At 51.7% G+C, this 14,961-nt stretch carries 14 protein-coding genes; 11 read left to right on the top strand and 3 right to left on the bottom strand.

Annotation, left to right across the window (positions count from 1 at the left end; all coding sequences use genetic code 11):
• The first annotated feature begins 237 nt into the window (after positions 1 to 237).
• The 8 genes from lpdA to RRV97_RS06375 all read left to right on the top strand — a co-directional run bounded on the left by lpdA (position 238) and on the right by RRV97_RS06375 (position 6,653).
• Positions 238 to 1,671: a dihydrolipoyl dehydrogenase gene (gene lpdA / locus RRV97_RS06410; RefSeq protein WP_003745605.1), complete on the top strand. Its 1,434-nt coding sequence runs from the start codon at positions 238 to 240 to the stop codon at positions 1,669 to 1,671.
• Between the two features lie 124 nt (positions 1,672 to 1,795).
• Positions 1,796 to 2,083 (top strand): hypothetical protein, encoded by a 288-nt coding sequence (locus tag RRV97_RS06405; protein WP_002242554.1) that lies wholly within the window; start codon positions 1,796 to 1,798, stop codon positions 2,081 to 2,083.
• A 71-nt stretch (positions 2,084 to 2,154) separates the two neighbouring features.
• A complete protein-coding gene (gene sucC / locus RRV97_RS06400) occupies positions 2,155 to 3,321 on the top strand; it encodes an ADP-forming succinate--CoA ligase subunit beta (RefSeq protein ID WP_049352726.1) in 1,167 nt (388 codons plus the stop codon).
• A 10-nt stretch (positions 3,322 to 3,331) separates the two neighbouring features.
• A complete protein-coding gene (gene sucD / locus RRV97_RS06395; RefSeq protein WP_003678822.1) occupies positions 3,332 to 4,222 on the top strand; it encodes a succinate--CoA ligase subunit alpha in 891 nt (296 codons plus the stop codon).
• Between the two features lie 194 nt (positions 4,223 to 4,416).
• Complete coding sequence (locus RRV97_RS06390; protein WP_315611051.1) at positions 4,417 to 4,851, top strand: YqjD family protein; 435 nt, start codon at positions 4,417 to 4,419, stop codon at positions 4,849 to 4,851.
• Positions 4,852 to 4,960: 109 nt separating this feature from the next.
• On the top strand, positions 4,961 to 5,368 hold the full coding sequence (locus RRV97_RS06385; protein WP_295697042.1) for a phage holin family protein: 408 nt from the start codon (positions 4,961 to 4,963) through the stop codon (positions 5,366 to 5,368).
• Positions 5,349 to 5,615: a hypothetical protein gene (locus RRV97_RS06380; protein WP_315611050.1), complete on the top strand. Its 267-nt coding sequence runs from the start codon at positions 5,349 to 5,351 to the stop codon at positions 5,613 to 5,615. Before RRV97_RS06385 ends, RRV97_RS06380 begins: the two co-directional genes overlap by 20 nt.
• A 225-nt stretch (positions 5,616 to 5,840) precedes the next feature.
• Complete coding sequence (locus tag RRV97_RS06375; protein WP_315611049.1) at positions 5,841 to 6,653, top strand: phosphatidylserine decarboxylase; 813 nt, start codon at positions 5,841 to 5,843, stop codon at positions 6,651 to 6,653.
• A gap of 84 nt (positions 6,654 to 6,737) precedes the next feature.
• Here RRV97_RS06375 and znuD read toward each other — a convergent pair whose 3' ends face one another.
• The 3 genes from znuD to RRV97_RS06360 form a co-directional block, all read right to left on the bottom strand.
• Positions 6,738 to 9,026 (bottom strand): TonB-dependent zinc receptor ZnuD, encoded by a 2,289-nt coding sequence (znuD, locus tag RRV97_RS06370; protein ID WP_315611048.1) that lies wholly within the window; start codon positions 9,024 to 9,026, stop codon positions 6,738 to 6,740.
• Between the two features lie 218 nt (positions 9,027 to 9,244).
• Positions 9,245 to 9,727, bottom strand: a complete 483-nt coding sequence (locus tag RRV97_RS06365; protein WP_315611047.1) for a cupin domain-containing protein — start codon at positions 9,725 to 9,727, stop codon at positions 9,245 to 9,247.
• 100 nt (positions 9,728 to 9,827) lie between these two features.
• Positions 9,828 to 11,237: a leucyl aminopeptidase gene (locus tag RRV97_RS06360; protein ID WP_315611046.1), complete on the bottom strand. Its 1,410-nt coding sequence runs from the start codon at positions 11,235 to 11,237 to the stop codon at positions 9,828 to 9,830.
• Positions 11,238 to 11,395: 158 nt separating this feature from the next.
• Here RRV97_RS06360 and lptF point away from each other — a divergent pair, with 158 nt between their 5' ends.
• The 3 genes from lptF to RRV97_RS06345 all read left to right on the top strand — a co-directional run bounded on the left by lptF (position 11,396) and on the right by RRV97_RS06345 (position 14,918).
• Positions 11,396 to 12,511, top strand: a complete 1,116-nt coding sequence (lptF, locus tag RRV97_RS06355) for an LPS export ABC transporter permease LptF (protein ID WP_003686055.1) — start codon at positions 11,396 to 11,398, stop codon at positions 12,509 to 12,511.
• Positions 12,508 to 13,578, top strand: coding sequence for an LPS export ABC transporter permease LptG (lptG, locus tag RRV97_RS06350; RefSeq protein ID WP_315611045.1), 1,071 nt, complete (start codon positions 12,508 to 12,510; stop codon positions 13,576 to 13,578). Before lptF ends, lptG begins: the two co-directional genes overlap by 4 nt.
• Before the next feature lie 119 nt (positions 13,579 to 13,697).
• Positions 13,698 to 14,918 (top strand): glycosyltransferase, encoded by a 1,221-nt coding sequence (locus tag RRV97_RS06345; protein ID WP_315611044.1) that lies wholly within the window; start codon positions 13,698 to 13,700, stop codon positions 14,916 to 14,918.
• Positions 14,919 to 14,961 lie beyond the last annotated feature (43 nt).

Here is a 14,961-nt window from a genome sequence, read left to right as displayed (position 1 = left end):
TTATTAATGAAAAGGCCGTCTGAATTTTTATTTAGATGTAGCGTAATGTAGTATCGTGCTACAATAGGCTCAACGAACGATTGAGGCCGTCTGAAACATTTGATTCGAATGAATCGGCAGATATGGACTTTCAGACGGCCTTTTCTTAAAACCATCAAAACGCAGTCATTCAAAATAAAAAAGAAACAAAAGTATCGTTTTTATTTTGAGATACTGCCAAAAGCAAAGGATGACACGATGTCTCAATATGATGTAGTAGTGATTGGTGCAGGCCCGGGCGGATACGTTGCCGCCATCCGTGCCGCGCAACTGGGTTTCAAAACCGCTTGCGTCGATGCAGGCGTTAACAAAGCTGGCGATGCCCCTGCCTTGGGCGGTACTTGCTTGAACGTAGGCTGTATCCCTTCTAAAGCCCTGTTGCAATCCAGCGAACATTTCCACGCAGCGCAACACGAGTTTGCCGAACACGGTATCACTGTCGGCGACGTAAAATTCGACGCAGCCAAAATGATTGAGCGCAAAGATGCCATCGTGACCAAACTGACCGGCGGCGTGAAATTCCTGTTCCAAAAAAACAAAGTAACCAGCCTGTTCGGTACTGCTTCCTTTGCTGGTAAAAACGGCGATGCTTACCAAATCGAAGTCGATAACAAAGGCGAGAAAACCGTTATCGAAGCCAAGCACGTCATCGTAGCCACCGGTTCCGTACCGCGTCCGCTGCCACAAGTCGCCATCGACAATGTGAACGTATTGGACAACGAAGGCGCATTGAACCTGACCGAAGTGCCTGCCAAACTCGGCGTGATCGGTTCCGGCGTGATTGGTTTGGAAATGGGTTCCGTATGGAACCGCGTGGGTGCGGAAGTTACCATTCTTGAAGCCGCGCCGACCTTCCTGGCTGCCGCCGACCAACAAATCGCCAAAGAAGCCTTCAAATACTTCACCAAAGAGCAAGGTTTGAACATCGAATTGGGCGTGAAAATCGGCGACATCAAATCCGAAGGCAAAGGCGTTTCCGTTGCTTACGAAACAGCTGCCGGCGAAGCTAAAACCGAAGTATTCGACAAATTGATCGTTGCCATCGGCCGTATTCCAAACACCAAAGGCCTGAACGCCGAAGCCGTAGGCTTAGAAAAAGACGAACGCGGCTTTATCAAAGTAGATGGCGAATGCCGTACCAACCTGCCTAACGTATGGGCAATCGGCGACGTGGTCCGCGGCCCGATGTTGGCACACAAAGCCAGCGACGAAGGTGTTGCCGTTGCCGAGCGCATTGCCGGTCAAAAACCGCATATCGACTTCAACAACGTACCGTTCGTGATTTATACCGACCCTGAAATCGCTTGGGTGGGTAAAACCGAAGAGCAGCTCAAAGCCGAAGGCGTGGAGTACAAAAAAGGTACTTCAGGTTTCGGCGCAAACGGTCGCGCATTGGCCATGGGCAAAGCCAAAGGTACGGTTAAAGTGTTGGCAGATGCCAAAACCGACCGTATCTTGGGCGTACACATGATCGGCCCGGTTGTCAGCGAATTGGTTACCGAAGGCGTGACTGCGCTCGAATTTTTCGCCAGCAGCGAAGACATCGCCCGCATTATCCATGCCCACCCAACCTTGTCCGAAGTGGTTCACGAAGCTGCCTTGGCGGCCGACAAACGCGCTTTGCACGGTTGATAGACATTAAGGCCGTCTGAAACTTTTCAGACGGCCTTAAGGCCTTCGACAAATTGAATGTTTCGATAGCTTCGTTCTCTGATTTATAATTCCGTCAGACAAACACACAGCATTTACATTCATTATGAACAAAGAAATAGTCGGTATTTTCTTTATACCGGCGGGCATCATCAGCATGTGTATGGCTGCATTGTGGCAGATGTATGTGATGATGACCGAAACTTATACGCTCAACCGTTTCAAAGATAAAGAATTGGTTTGGCGCGTGGCATTGTTGTTTATCAGTTTCAGCCTTGCCGTTTATCTGCTCTGCCCGAATTCGCGTAAAAAAGGCATTGTCTTTTTTATTCTCGGAGGAGGCGGTGCAACCATGTATCTGCTGGCGCGGATGTGGTTGCCCTTCAGTAAATAGTAGGGCCGTCTGAAAATATGGGATTGGCCGCAGGGCGATTCCTAAAACCCACTCACCTTAAGGAGAAATCCATGAATTTACACGAGTATCAGGCTAAAGAACTGCTGGCTAGCTACGGTTTGCCCGTACAAGGCGGTATTTTGGCACACAACGGCGAAGAAGCCGCTGCAGCTTACGACAAATTGGGCGGCAAATTCGCTGTTGTCAAAGCACAAGTACACGCCGGCGGCCGCGGTAAAGCGGGCGGCGTAAAAGTCGTTAAAAGCCGCGAAGAAGCTAAAGAAGTGGCTGAAAGCCTGATTGGTACCAACTTGGTAACTTACCAAACCGATGCCAACGGCCAACCTGTCAACAGCGTTTTGGTTTGCGAAGACATGTATCCGGTTCAAACCGAGCTGTACTTGGGCGCAGTGGTTGACCGTTCTACCCGCCGTGTTACATTCATGGCTTCTACCGAAGGCGGCGTGGAAATCGAAAAAGTTGCTGCCGAAACTCCAGAAAAAATCTTCAAAGTAACCGTTGATCCGCTGGTCGGCCTGCAACCTTGCCAAGCTCGCGAAGTTGCCTTCCAACTGGGCTTGAAAGACAAACAAATCAACGAGTTCGTCAAACTGATGACCGGCGCGTACAAAGCGTTTGTCGAAAACGACTTCGCCCTGTTTGAAGTAAACCCATTGGCAGTCCGTGAAAATGGCGACTTGGCCTGTGTGGACGGCAAAATTGGTATCGACAGCAACGCGCTCTACCGCCTGCCAAAAATTGCCGCTTTGCGCGACAAATCTCAAGAAAACGAACGTGAGCTGAAAGCTTCCGAATTCGACCTGAACTATGTTGCCCTGGAAGGCAACATCGGCTGTATGGTTAACGGCGCCGGTTTGGCGATGGCCACTATGGACATCATCAAACTCAAAGGCGGCCAACCTGCCAACTTCTTGGACGTTGGCGGCGGCGCAACCAAAGACCGCGTGGTTGAAGCGTTCAAACTGATTCTGGAAGACAAATCCGTTAAAGGCGTATTGATCAACATCTTCGGCGGTATCGTACGTTGCGACATGATTGCGGAAGCCATCGTGGCAGCCGTTAAAGAAATCAACGTCAACGTGCCTGTCGTTGTTCGTTTGGAAGGTAACAACGCCGAACTCGGCGCGAAAATTCTGAACGAATCAGGTCTGAAACTGACTTCTGCAGACGGCCTGAATGACGCAGCCGAAAAAATTGTTGCAGCCGTAAACGCCTAAGGAGAAAAGAATGAGCGTATTGATTAATAAAGACACCAAAGTATTGGTTCAAGGTTTCACCGGTAAAAACGGTACTTTCCACTCCGAACAAGCTCTGGCTTACGGCACTAAAGTTGTCGGCGGCGTTACCCCGGGCAAAGGCGGTCAAACCCACCTGAACCTGCCCGTGTTCAACACCATGAAAGAAGCCGTTAAAGAAACCGGCGCGGACGCATCTGTAATTTACGTTCCTGCTCCGTTTGTTTTGGATTCTATCGTTGAAGCCGTTGATTCCGGCGTAGGCTTGGTTGTTGTGATTACCGAAGGCGTGCCTACTCTGGACATGCTCAAAGCCAAACGCTATCTGGAAACCAACGGCAACGGTACCCGCTTGGTCGGCCCTAACTGCCCGGGCGTGATTACTCCGGGTGAGTGCAAAATCGGTATTATGCCGGGCCACATCCACCAACCTGGCCGCATCGGTATTATTTCCCGTTCCGGTACATTGACTTACGAAGCTGTGGCACAAACCACCAAACTGGGCTTGGGTCAATCAACCTGTATCGGTATCGGCGGCGACCCGATTCCTGGCATGAACCAAATCGACGCACTGAAACTCTTCCAAGAAGACCCAGATACCGACGCCATCATCATGATCGGTGAAATCGGCGGTACTGCGGAAGAAGAAGCAGCCGAATACATCCAATCCAACGTAACCAAACCTGTTGTCGGCTACATCGCAGGTGTTACCGCGCCTAAAGGCAAACGTATGGGCCACGCCGGTGCGATTATTTCCGGCGGTAAAGGTACTGCCGAAGAAAAATTCGCCGCTTTCGAAAAAGCCGGTATCGCTTACACCCGCAGCCCTGCCGAGTTGGGCACTACCATGCTGGAAGTGTTGAAAGCAAAAGGTTTGGCGTAAGACTTAAGTCTTTAAGCTGAATTGAAGAGGCCGTCTGAAGTTTTCAGACGGCCTTTTTTAATTTCATTTGGTTGTTTTTACATATTTGATACTTAATTTGATTGGAATTAATGCGATAGTCGGAGAGAAATGTTTATAATTGACTAACAGATAAACAGTCTGTAACCATATCAACCTATCTCAAGGAGAAAAACATGAAAAAACACGATTTTGAAGCACGTCGCGAGGCTTTGCTGAAAGACATCCGAGAAGTGATGGATGATGTGGAAGAATTGTACCGCAATGGTGTTGAAGCCGGTTCGGAAGAGGGCAGCAAAGCCCGGGCCAAATTGGAAGAAAAATTGGCTGTGGCCAAAGAGCGTTTGAGCCGTTTTGAAGAAGAGGCCGGCGAGCGTTTGCGCCATCATGCCGAGCGTGCGCGTGAAAAATACGAGCAGTTTGAAGAGGCGGCTCAGGAGCGTTTTAAAGAAGGCAAAGAGCGTTTTGCCGAATTTGAAGCCGATGCGGGCGAGCGGTTGAAACGCGGTGCCAAACATGCTGATGAAGTGGTGCATGAAAAACCATATTATGCGATGGGTTTTGCCGCATTGGCCGGTTTGGTTGTCGGTGTGTTGTTGAACCGCCGTTAATGTGAATATGTTAAGGCCGTCTGAACAGGTGTACACATGAAATCATGGATTTCATTGCGCCGTACAGACGGCCTTAGCCTTATGTTTCCTGAGAAAAAGGATAATCGAGATGGGGATTCGCCAACGTTTTGAACATGGCAAGGCTTTGTTGAATCAGGGCGCGGATTTGCTGCTGTTGCGTTTGCAGGTATTGAGCTTGGATTTGACGCGTCAGGCGGAGAATGTGTTCCGTTTGGCGGTTTGGCTGGTGTTGTCCGGCGCGCTGTTGATGGTGGGCTTGGTCGGTTTGCTGTTCGGCTTGAACCGCGTGCTGTCGGATGTGGCGGCGTTGTGGGTGTTTTTTGGCATTTTCTTCGTGAGCCTGCTGATTATTGCCGTATTGTTTCGCAAAGTATCGGCAGATTATCGGGAGCAGGGCAGTCGTGTGGCTGAGACCTTGCAGGATATTCGGACGGATATTGCGTATTTGCGCGGTGAAATAGACAAGGGTGCGGACGATGAAGCAACAGGAGTATGAAGAAGCGCGCGAGCTGCTGATTTTGGAAGCCAAGCTGGTGCGGCTGCGGATTGAGGCGGAAAATTTGAAACTGCGTAAAGTGGAAGAACGGGAGGCGCGGCAGTCCGATCGTTTGATGATGTTGGCCGATGTGGCGTTTCAGTTGAGCCAAACACGTTTGCTGTCTCAACGCGCTTTGTTTTCTACATCGCGCCGGCGGCATTGGATTTGGCTGGTATTGGCGGTCATGTTGGGCTTGTCGAGATAATCGGGAGCGGAGGGGTAGTCTAAACATTGTCTGCGGCGAGGTGTCGGATTGTGTGAGCCGCGTGTTGAGGACGCTGTGTTGTTGTGTTGCCGAGATTTAAACTTTATCTATGTTGAGTATTTTTTACAAAAGACACCGGCCGTCTGAACATTTCAGACGGCCTCAATGTTTGGAGTTTCAGATATAATGGCGGCAATTTTGAAATTGTTAAATGAAGGATAAGTGATGAACCGTTTGTATCCCCACCCGATTATCGCCCGCGAGGGCTGGCCGATTATCGGCGGCGGTTTGGCTTTGAGCCTGCTGGTGTCGATGTGCTGCGGCTGGTGGTCTTTACCGTTTTGGGTGTTTACCGTATTTGCCCTGCAGTTTTTCCGCGACCCTGCGCGTGAGATTCCGCAAAATCCTGAGGCGGTGTTGAGTCCGGTTGACGGCCGTATCGTGGTGGTCGAGCGCGCACGCGATCCGTATCGTGATGTCGATACTTTGAAAATCAGTATTTTTATGAACGTGTTCAACGTGCATTCGCAAAAATCGCCTGCCGATTGTACGGTAACGAAAGTGGTTTATAACAAAGGCAAATTCGTGAATGCGGATTTGGACAAAGCCAGCACGGAAAACGAACGTAACGCGGTGTTGGCGACTACGGCTTCTGGTCGTGAAATTACTTTTGTTCAAGTGGCCGGTTTGGTGGCGCGCCGTATTTTGTGCTACACCCAAGCCGGTGCGAAACTGTCTCGCGGCGAACGCTATGGCTTTATCCGCTTTGGTTCGCGCGTGGATATGTATCTGCCTGTCGATGCGCAGGCGCAAGTGGCGATTGGCGATAAAGTTACCGGCGTCAGCACTGTATTGGCGCGTTTGCCACTGACTGCGCCGCAAACTGAATCTGAGCCTAAAGCCGCAGCTCCTCAAGTTGCGCCAGCTTCTCAAGCAGCCCCGGTTGAAACAGTGGCAAACCCATCTACCGAGCAGCAGCAAATCGAAGCGGCGACGGCTAAAATTCAAGCGGCTGCGCAAGATGTGTTGAAAGATTAATAGTCAGTTTTAAATGATTGGTTAAAAAAAGAAAAAGGTTTTCAGACGGCAGTCTGAAAACCTTTTTTGTTTGCCTATCAAGTTTTAAAACTTCACGTTCACACCGCCGGTAAAGCTGCGTCCCATTTGCGGCGTATCAGAGAGGAAGCTGCTATGTGCGTAAACGGATTGGTTGAGCAGATTGTCGGCTTTGACGTACCAATTCCACTCGCCATAGCGCGTATTGCGGCGGTAGTTTGCGCCGAGGTTGAGCATGTTGTGTCCGGGCGTGCGCGTTTCGTAGCGGGCGAGTTTGTTTTGGGCGAACACGCGGTAGTAGTCCAAATTGGCATCGATGTGGTCGGTCAGCGAGGCTTTCAGGTGGACGCCGAGGCGAGCGGCCGGAACGCGAGGGGCGTTTTGGTCGTCCTGTGCGATGAAAGGGCGGTTGCCGTAGGCATCTTCCCTGCCGGGTAGGGACGGTAGGTTTTTCAGACGGCCTCGAACATAGTCGCCGGAAACGCCGATGCGGTAGCGCGGTGTCGGTTTAAAGTAGATTTCGCCTTCCGCGCCGTAGAAGTCGGCGCCGGATTGGTTATAGCGTACGAGCTTCATTTCGCTGTCGTCTTCGATGGATTTGGGGCCGCGTCCGTCGTTTAAGGTTTGGGCGTAGATGTAGTTGCCGAAACGGTTGCGGTAGAGTGCCAGATTGTATTGCCAGCGGTCGCCTTCGTAGCCCAGCGCGAGTTCGATGTTATTGGAACGCTCTTTGTTGAGGTGTTTGTTGCCGACTTCGAAGGTGTTGGTGGCAACGTGTTTGCCGTGTGCGTACAGTTCTTGCGTTGACGGCAGGCGTTCCTGATGGGAGGCGGTCAGGCTGAGTTTGTGTTGTGGCGTGAAATACCAGTTGCCCGAAAGTGCGAACGAACGGGCGGTTTGGCGGTGCGCACCGAGGTCGGGCAGGGGCTGGTTGTAGTAGTTTTCCCGATCAATCAGGGCTTTGTCGTATTGGATGGAGGCTTTTTGTTTTTCCACGCGTACGCCGCCTTCAAGTGAGAAGTTGTCCCAGTTTGCCTGTTCTACGCCGAAAAAGCTGTAATGGCGGACATTGTTGTCAATCAACATCGGTTGTTGGACGGTTTCGGGGAGGGCGGAAAGCGCGCTGGATTTTTGCCCCAAATATTGCACTCCCCAGCTGCCTTTCAGACGGCCTATGGGTTGGTGGCGCAACTCGATACGGGCGTTGTGTGTTTTGTTGTTGAAGAAGTTTTCTACTGCATCGCCTGCTTTTTCGTCGTGGTGGTAGTCGTTGCGGTTCAGGTGTACGCGCAGGGCTTCAAAACCGGGGAATGGCTGCTTCCATTCGGCGCGGAGTTCGTAGCGTTTGTTGCGCAGGTCTATCCACGGTTTGCCGTTGTGTGCATGGGCGTGTGCATTATCGTCGTCATGGAAGCCGCAGCTCAAGCCCGGGTTGTCGTAATCGATGTCTTCTTCGGTCAGCAGGTGCGGATAAAGCTGCAAATAGCGTTTGTTAATCAAACTCTTCTGCCAGATGATGTCGGCGTGGCAGTCGTCGTAGAGATGACTGTGCGCAGGCAGGCCGTAGCGGTCGCGACGGTCGCTATACGCCACGCCGATAAAGCCTTTTTCGCCTACCCAAGACAGGCCGATGCTGCCGGTTTTTGAATCGGCATGGCTGTCGGGCAGGCGTTTCAGACGGCCTTCTTCTTTTTGATAGCGCGGTACGGCGTAATCGCCTGATTTGCGGTACAAGCCTTCGGTATGCAGCACGGAGTTTTTGCCCAAGCCGATATTGATGCCTGCGGATGTCAGTTTTTCCAAATTGCCGCTGCTCAAACGCAATCCGGCTTCGCCCGATACGCCGTTTTCAGGCATTTTTTCGGGGATTTTTCCGTCGGCAACATCGACCAACCCCGCCACATTGCCCGAGCTGTATAAGAGCGTAACCGGGCCGCGCAGGATTTCGACCTGTTGCGACAAGGCGCTGTCCACCATCAGGGCATGGTCGGGCGAGAAGTCCGCCATGTCGCCCGTTTCGCCGTGATGGTTCAACACTTTAATCCGTCTGCCTGTTTGACCGCGAATAACGGGAGCAGATGCGCCGCCGCCGTATTGCGAAGCATGAATGCCCGGTACGCCGTCCAAAGCATCGCCCAAGTTGACGGCTTTTTGGCGCAAGGTATCGCCGGAGATGATTTTGTCGGAGGCAGTCGAAGTGTGCAGCAGCCCCGAAGTGGCGCGCGGACGGCTTTTACCGACGACGGTAACCTCTTCCAAGTCAACCGACTGCTCGGTTTCATGCGCTTGGGAGAGGATAGGGGCGCTGATTAAAAGAATAGATAAAACAATGGGTTTGAGTGTGGTTTGTGTCATTTTAGTTTCTCATCATATTTCGGAAGGCTGTTATTATATAACATTGCGCTATTTATATGATAAGATTTTTGAGAAAAAAGGCCGTCTGAAAACGAAGCGTGGTTTTCAGACGGCCTTTGGCTTGTATACAGGTTTAAATGAAAACGGAACAATCTTTCTGCTGCCTGGTTTTATTAAGACAGAAAATCACGGCAGATTATTTGTTTTCATTGAAAGCATTACTTGGTTTCAGCGGCTTTAGCACCTGCGGTTTCGGCGATCAAATCCAAGAATACCAGCGGCTTTTTGCCGATATTTTTGAGTGCATGGGACTGGCCGGGGCGGGCGATGGTAATGTCGCCGGCGCCGACTTGGGTCTGTTTGCCCGTGCTGTCGGTAAACAGGCCTTTGCCCGATACGATGATGTAAACGTCTTCGTTGTCGGTGTGTTTGTGTTCGCCGATGGATGCGCCCGGTGGCAGGGTCAGCCAGCCGATTTCTTTGAATGCGTCTTGGTCGGCGGTTTGATGGCGCGTGAAGGCAAAGCTGCCGAGCAACGGGCCTTGGCCTCCGGCTGCGTTTTTGCGGTTCCATTCTGCCAAGTCGGCTTTTTTGTACACTTGGATGCTGCGGTCGGTGGGGGTGGTTTGTTCGGCGGCTTGAGCGTTTAGAGATGTGCCGAGCAGAAGGGCGACAGATAATGCGGCAAATAGTGGTTTCATGGTGGTTCTCCGTTTGTCAGGTTGAGTCAGATAATGCGGATTCCGTTTTCAGACGGCCTGAAGGGTTGAAACGATTAACCCCGCAGGCTTCCCCCAAGATTTATTTCACATTGCGCAGATAGTTCAACAATAATGGAACAGGGCGGCCGGTCGCGCCTTTTTCACCGCCGGATTTCCATGCCGTACCCGCGATGTCAAGGTGTGCCCACGGGTAATCTTCGGTGAAGTAAGACAAGAAGGTGGCGGCGGTAATCGTGCCTGCACCCGGCGTGCCGATGTTGGGAATGTCGGCAAAGTTGGATTTGAGTTGGTCTTTGTAGGTCTCAAAGAGCGGCAGTTGCCATGCTTTGTCGTCCACGTTGCGGGAAGCGGCCAGCAGGCTGTCGACCAAATCCTGATTGTTACCCATCACACCGCTGACGTCATGACCCAAGGCGATGATGCACGCGCCGGTCAGGGTGGCGACGTCGATAACGGCTTTAGGTTTGAATTGTTCGGCGTAAGTCAATGCGTCGCACAAAATCAGACGGCCTTCGGCATCGGTGTTCAATACCTCGATGGTCAAGCCTTTCATGCTTTTCACGACGTCGCCCGGTTTGTTGGCTGCGCCGGAAGGCATGTTTTCACAAGTGGCGACGATGGCAATCAGGTTGATCGGCAGTTGCAGTTTGACGGCGGCGCAGAAGGTGCTGATGACGGTTGCCGCGCCGCACATGTCAAACTTCATTTCGTCCATGTTCAGGCCGGGTTTGAGGGAAATGCCGCCGGTGTCGAAGGTAATGCCTTTGCCGACCAAGACGACGGGGGCGGCTTCTTTGTCGGCCGCGCCGAAATAGCTCAGTTCGACCAAATATGGATCCTCAACGCTGCCTTTGGCGACAGACCAGAACGAACCCATATTTTCTTTGATGTAGTCTTTTTCAATGATTTTGGCGTGTGCGCCCAGTTTTTCGGCTTCGGCTTTGGCGGTGCGCGCTAAAAATTCGGGCGTGCACTCGTTCGGCGCGGCATTGCCCAAGTCGCGGCAGAGGCTTTGTCCGTAAACTTGCGCTTCGGCAACGCGCAGGGCTTCTTTGACGGCGGCTTCGTGTGCGGTGTGGAACACGGCTTCTGTAAATTTGGCGGGCTTGGCTTCTTTTTTGTAGCGGTCGAAACGGTAGGCGGAGTTGCCGAACGCGATGGCGAAGGCTTCGGCAACGGCAGCAGCTTGCGCTTCTTCAAAGGCGTGAACGTCCACATTGACCGTTTCTTGGTTTTGCGCCCATTTGGCGGCCTCGGCGGCGGCTTTGTTCAATGCGGCGCGGTCGGTTTTTTCGAGGCGGGCGACGGCGACTGCCTGCAAACCGTTGTCCGTCGGGATTTTGGTGTCGGCGAAATTTTGACCTTCTTCAAGGGAAGCGAAGAGGGCGAGGGCAGTCGGGTTGCTCAGTTGCGATGCTTCGGCGCAGACAAATAATTGCGCACCTGCCTGTTGAGCCTGCAAAGTTTCGGCTTTTGTGCTAAATTTCACGTTTATTCTCCTGATTGGAACGGTTGTCGGTTATTCAGACGGCCTGTTGACCAACCGTCCGAACAGATGAAAATCATTGTACTCCATTTGTGTCATGCCGTCTGAAGCCTTATGAATAAATATGGGTTTCCCATAAACCGTAGACCACGCTCAATCTTATGATTTACCAAAGAAACTTTATTAAAGAACTTTCCTTTACCGCCGTCGGCATCTTTGTCGTCCTCTTGGCGGTATTGGTGTCCACGCAGGCCATCAACCTGCTTGGCCGTGCAGCCGACGGGCGTGTCGCCATCGATGCCGTGCTGGCCTTGGTAGGCTTCTGGGTCATCGGCATGACGCCGCTTTTGCTGGTGTTGACTGCATTTATCAGTACGTTGACCGTATTGACCCGCTACTGGCGCGACAGCGAAATGTCGGTTTGGCTCTCCTGCGGATTGGCGTTGAAACAGTGGATACGCCCGGTCATGCAGTTTGCCGTGCCGTTTGCCATTTTGATTGCCGTCATGCAGCTTTGGGTGATGCCGTGGGCAGAGTTGCGCAGCCGCGAATATGCCGAAATCCTCAAGCAGAAGCAGGAATTGTCTTTGGTGGAAGCCGGCGAGTTCAATAACTTGGGCAAGCGCAACGGCAGGGTTTATTTTGTCGAAACCTTCGATACCGAATCCGGCATCATGAAAAACCTGTTCCTGCGCGAGCAGGATAAAAACGGCAACGACAACATTGTTTTTGCCAAAGAGGGCAATTTTTCGCTGACCGACAACAAACGCACGCTTGAATTGCGCGACGGCTACCGTTACAGCGGTACGCCCGGCAAAGCCGATTACAACCGCGTTTCTTTCCAACACCTCAGCCTGATTATTAGCACCACGCCCAAACTTATCGACCCTGTTTCACACCGCCGTACTATTCCGACCGCCCAACTGATTGGCAGCAGCAATCCTCAACACCAAGCGGAATTGATGTGGCGTATTTCCTTGACTGTCAGCGTTTTGTTGCTGTGCCTGCTTGCCGTGCCACTTTCCTATTTCAATCCGCGCAGCGGCCACACCTACAATATTTTGATTGCCATCGGTTTGTTTTTGGTTTACCAAAACGGGCTGACCTTCCTGCGCAACGCCGTGGAAGACGGCAAAATCCATTTTTGGCTCGGACTGCTGCCCATGCACATCATCATGTTTGTGATTGCCGTCGTCCTGCTGCGCGTGCGCAGTATGCCTAGCCAACCCTTCTGGCAGGCGGTTGCCAAAAGTCTGACATTGAAAGGCGGAAAATGAACCTGATTTCACGTTACATCATCCGTCAAATGGCGGTTATGGCGGTTTACGCCCTCCTTGCCTTCCTCGCTTTGTACAGCTTTTTTGAAATCATCAACGAAGTCGGCGATCTTGGAAAAGGCAGCTATAACGGCGCAAAATTGGGGCAGTATGTTTTAATGCAGATGCCTGCGCGCGCGTATGAACTGATGCCGCTCGCCGTTTTGATCGGCGGCCTGATTTCCCTCAGCCAACTGGCTTCCGGCAGCGAGCTGACCGTTATCAAAGCCAGCGGCATGAGCACCAAAAAGCTGCTGTTGATTCTGTCGCAGTTCGGTTTGATTTTCGCCATTGCCACCGTCGCGCTTGGCGAATGGGTTGCACCCACGCTGAGCCAAAAAGCCGAAAACATCAAAGCCGCCGCCATCAACGGCAAAATCAGTACCGGCAATACCGGCCTTTGGCTGAAAGAAAAAAACAGCATCATCAACGTGCGCGAAATGCTGCCCGACCATACGCTTTTGGGCATCAAAATTTGGCAGCGCAACGATAAAAACGAACTGACCCAAGCGGCAGAAGCCGAATCCGCCGTTTTGAATCCCGACGGCAGTTGGCAGCTGAAAAATATCCGCCGCAGCATATTGGGCGAAGATAAAGTCGAGGTTTCTACTGCCGCAGAGGAAAACTGGCCGATTTCCGTCAAACGCAACCTGATGGACGTATTGCTCGTCAAGCCCGACCAAATGTCTATCGGCGAATTGACTACCTACATCGACCATCTGGAAAAAAACAACCAAAATACCCAAGTCTATGCCATCGCATGGTGGCGCAAGCTGGTGTATCCCGTTGCCGCATGGGTGATGGCGCTTGTTGCCTTCGCATTTACCCCTCAAACCACGCGCCACGGCAATATGGGCTTGAAACTTTTCGGCGGTATCTGTCTCGGTTTGCTGTTCCACTTTGCCGGACGGCTCTTCGGCTTTACCAGCCAGTTGTACGGCGTGCCGCCGTTTTTGGCCGGCGCATTGCCGACGGTTTTGTTTGCACTGTTGGCGGTGTATCTGATACGCCGTCAGGAAAAAAGATAAGGCAAAATAAACTTCAGGCCGTCTGAAAGGCAATCTTCAGACGGCCTGAGTATTTTGTGTGCAAAAAACAAAATGCTAAAGTAAAATAATACCTTTCCAAACCAATACGGCTATTGAAAATGTCCCAAACCATCTGCTTGAATATGATTGTCAAAAACGAAGCGGCAATCATCGAAGAAACACTGGCCAACATCACCGACCACATCAAACTTGACTACTATGTCATCAGCGATACCGGCTCGACCGATGATACCGTCGGCGTGATCCGCCGCTTTTTCGATGCAAAGGGCATCGCGGGCGAGATTCATCATGATGGTTGGCAAAATTTTGCATACAACCGCAATCAGGCGTTGAAACACGCAAAAGGTAAAACCGATTACGTGTTGATTTTTGATGCGGACGACCGCTTTGAAGGCAAATTGGAATTGCCCGAGCTGACCGCCGACCGCTACCGCCTCCGCATGAGAAATGCTACGGGCAGCGTGATTTATTACCGTCCGCTGTTGTTGCGCAATGACGGCACATTCTACTGGCGCGGCGTGTTGCACGAATTTATCGAAACCGACAAACAAGATACCAGCGAAGCCACGCTTCATGGCGACTATACGGTCCTCAGCGGCCGTTTCGGCGCGCGCAGCAACATGGCGAACAAATACCTGCTTGACGCCGTTTCTTTGGAAAAAGCGTTTTACAGTCCCGAAGATGAAGACCTGAAACCGCGTTACGCCTTTTATGCGGCGCGTTCTTATTGGGACTCCGATATGCCCGAGCGTGCAAGCGAATGGTTTAAAAAACGCATCGAGTTGGGCGGTTGGATCGAGGAAGTGTCGGTTTCTTACCAACAGCTGGGCGAGTGCTACAAATTAATGGGCAAACGCGATGAAGCTTTGGCGACTTGGTTGGCAGGCTACGATTACAACCCGCGCCGTGCCGAGTGTCTCTATCTTGCGCAAACCATGCTGCGTCAGGAGGGAAAATATCGCATTTCCCATGCAATCGGCCTGATGGCGAAACGCATTCCGTTTCCGAACGACGATATTCTTTTTGTCCAAAGCAATGTTTATCAGTTGGACATCGATTATGAATTGTCGGTTACCGCCTATGCGGCCGGCGATTTGCGCCAAGGCTATGAGTCTTGCCGACACTTGCTCTTGCTGAATGTACGCGAGGCATTGACCACAGTGACCATGCAAAATATGTGGCTCTACCGCGAATACGCGCAAACCGAAACGCGTGAAGTGTTGGAGCAGTTGGTGGCCGTCATGCAGCCTTATGCCGCGCAGGGCGGACGTTTGGCGGAAGTAACCGAATATTTTGCCGATATTTTGAAAAACCGTTAATCAGGACTTTGACCCAGCTGTCAGGCCGTCTGAAAGGAAATTT

Origin of the sequence: Neisseria sp. DTU_2021_1001991_1_SI_NGA_ILE_055 (genome assembly GCF_032342915.1) — a bacterium.
Classification (GTDB): Bacteria; Pseudomonadota; Gammaproteobacteria; order Burkholderiales; family Neisseriaceae; genus Neisseria.
Note: the sequence above shows the minus strand (reverse complement) of the source record. Positions and strands in the feature narration are given on the sequence as shown.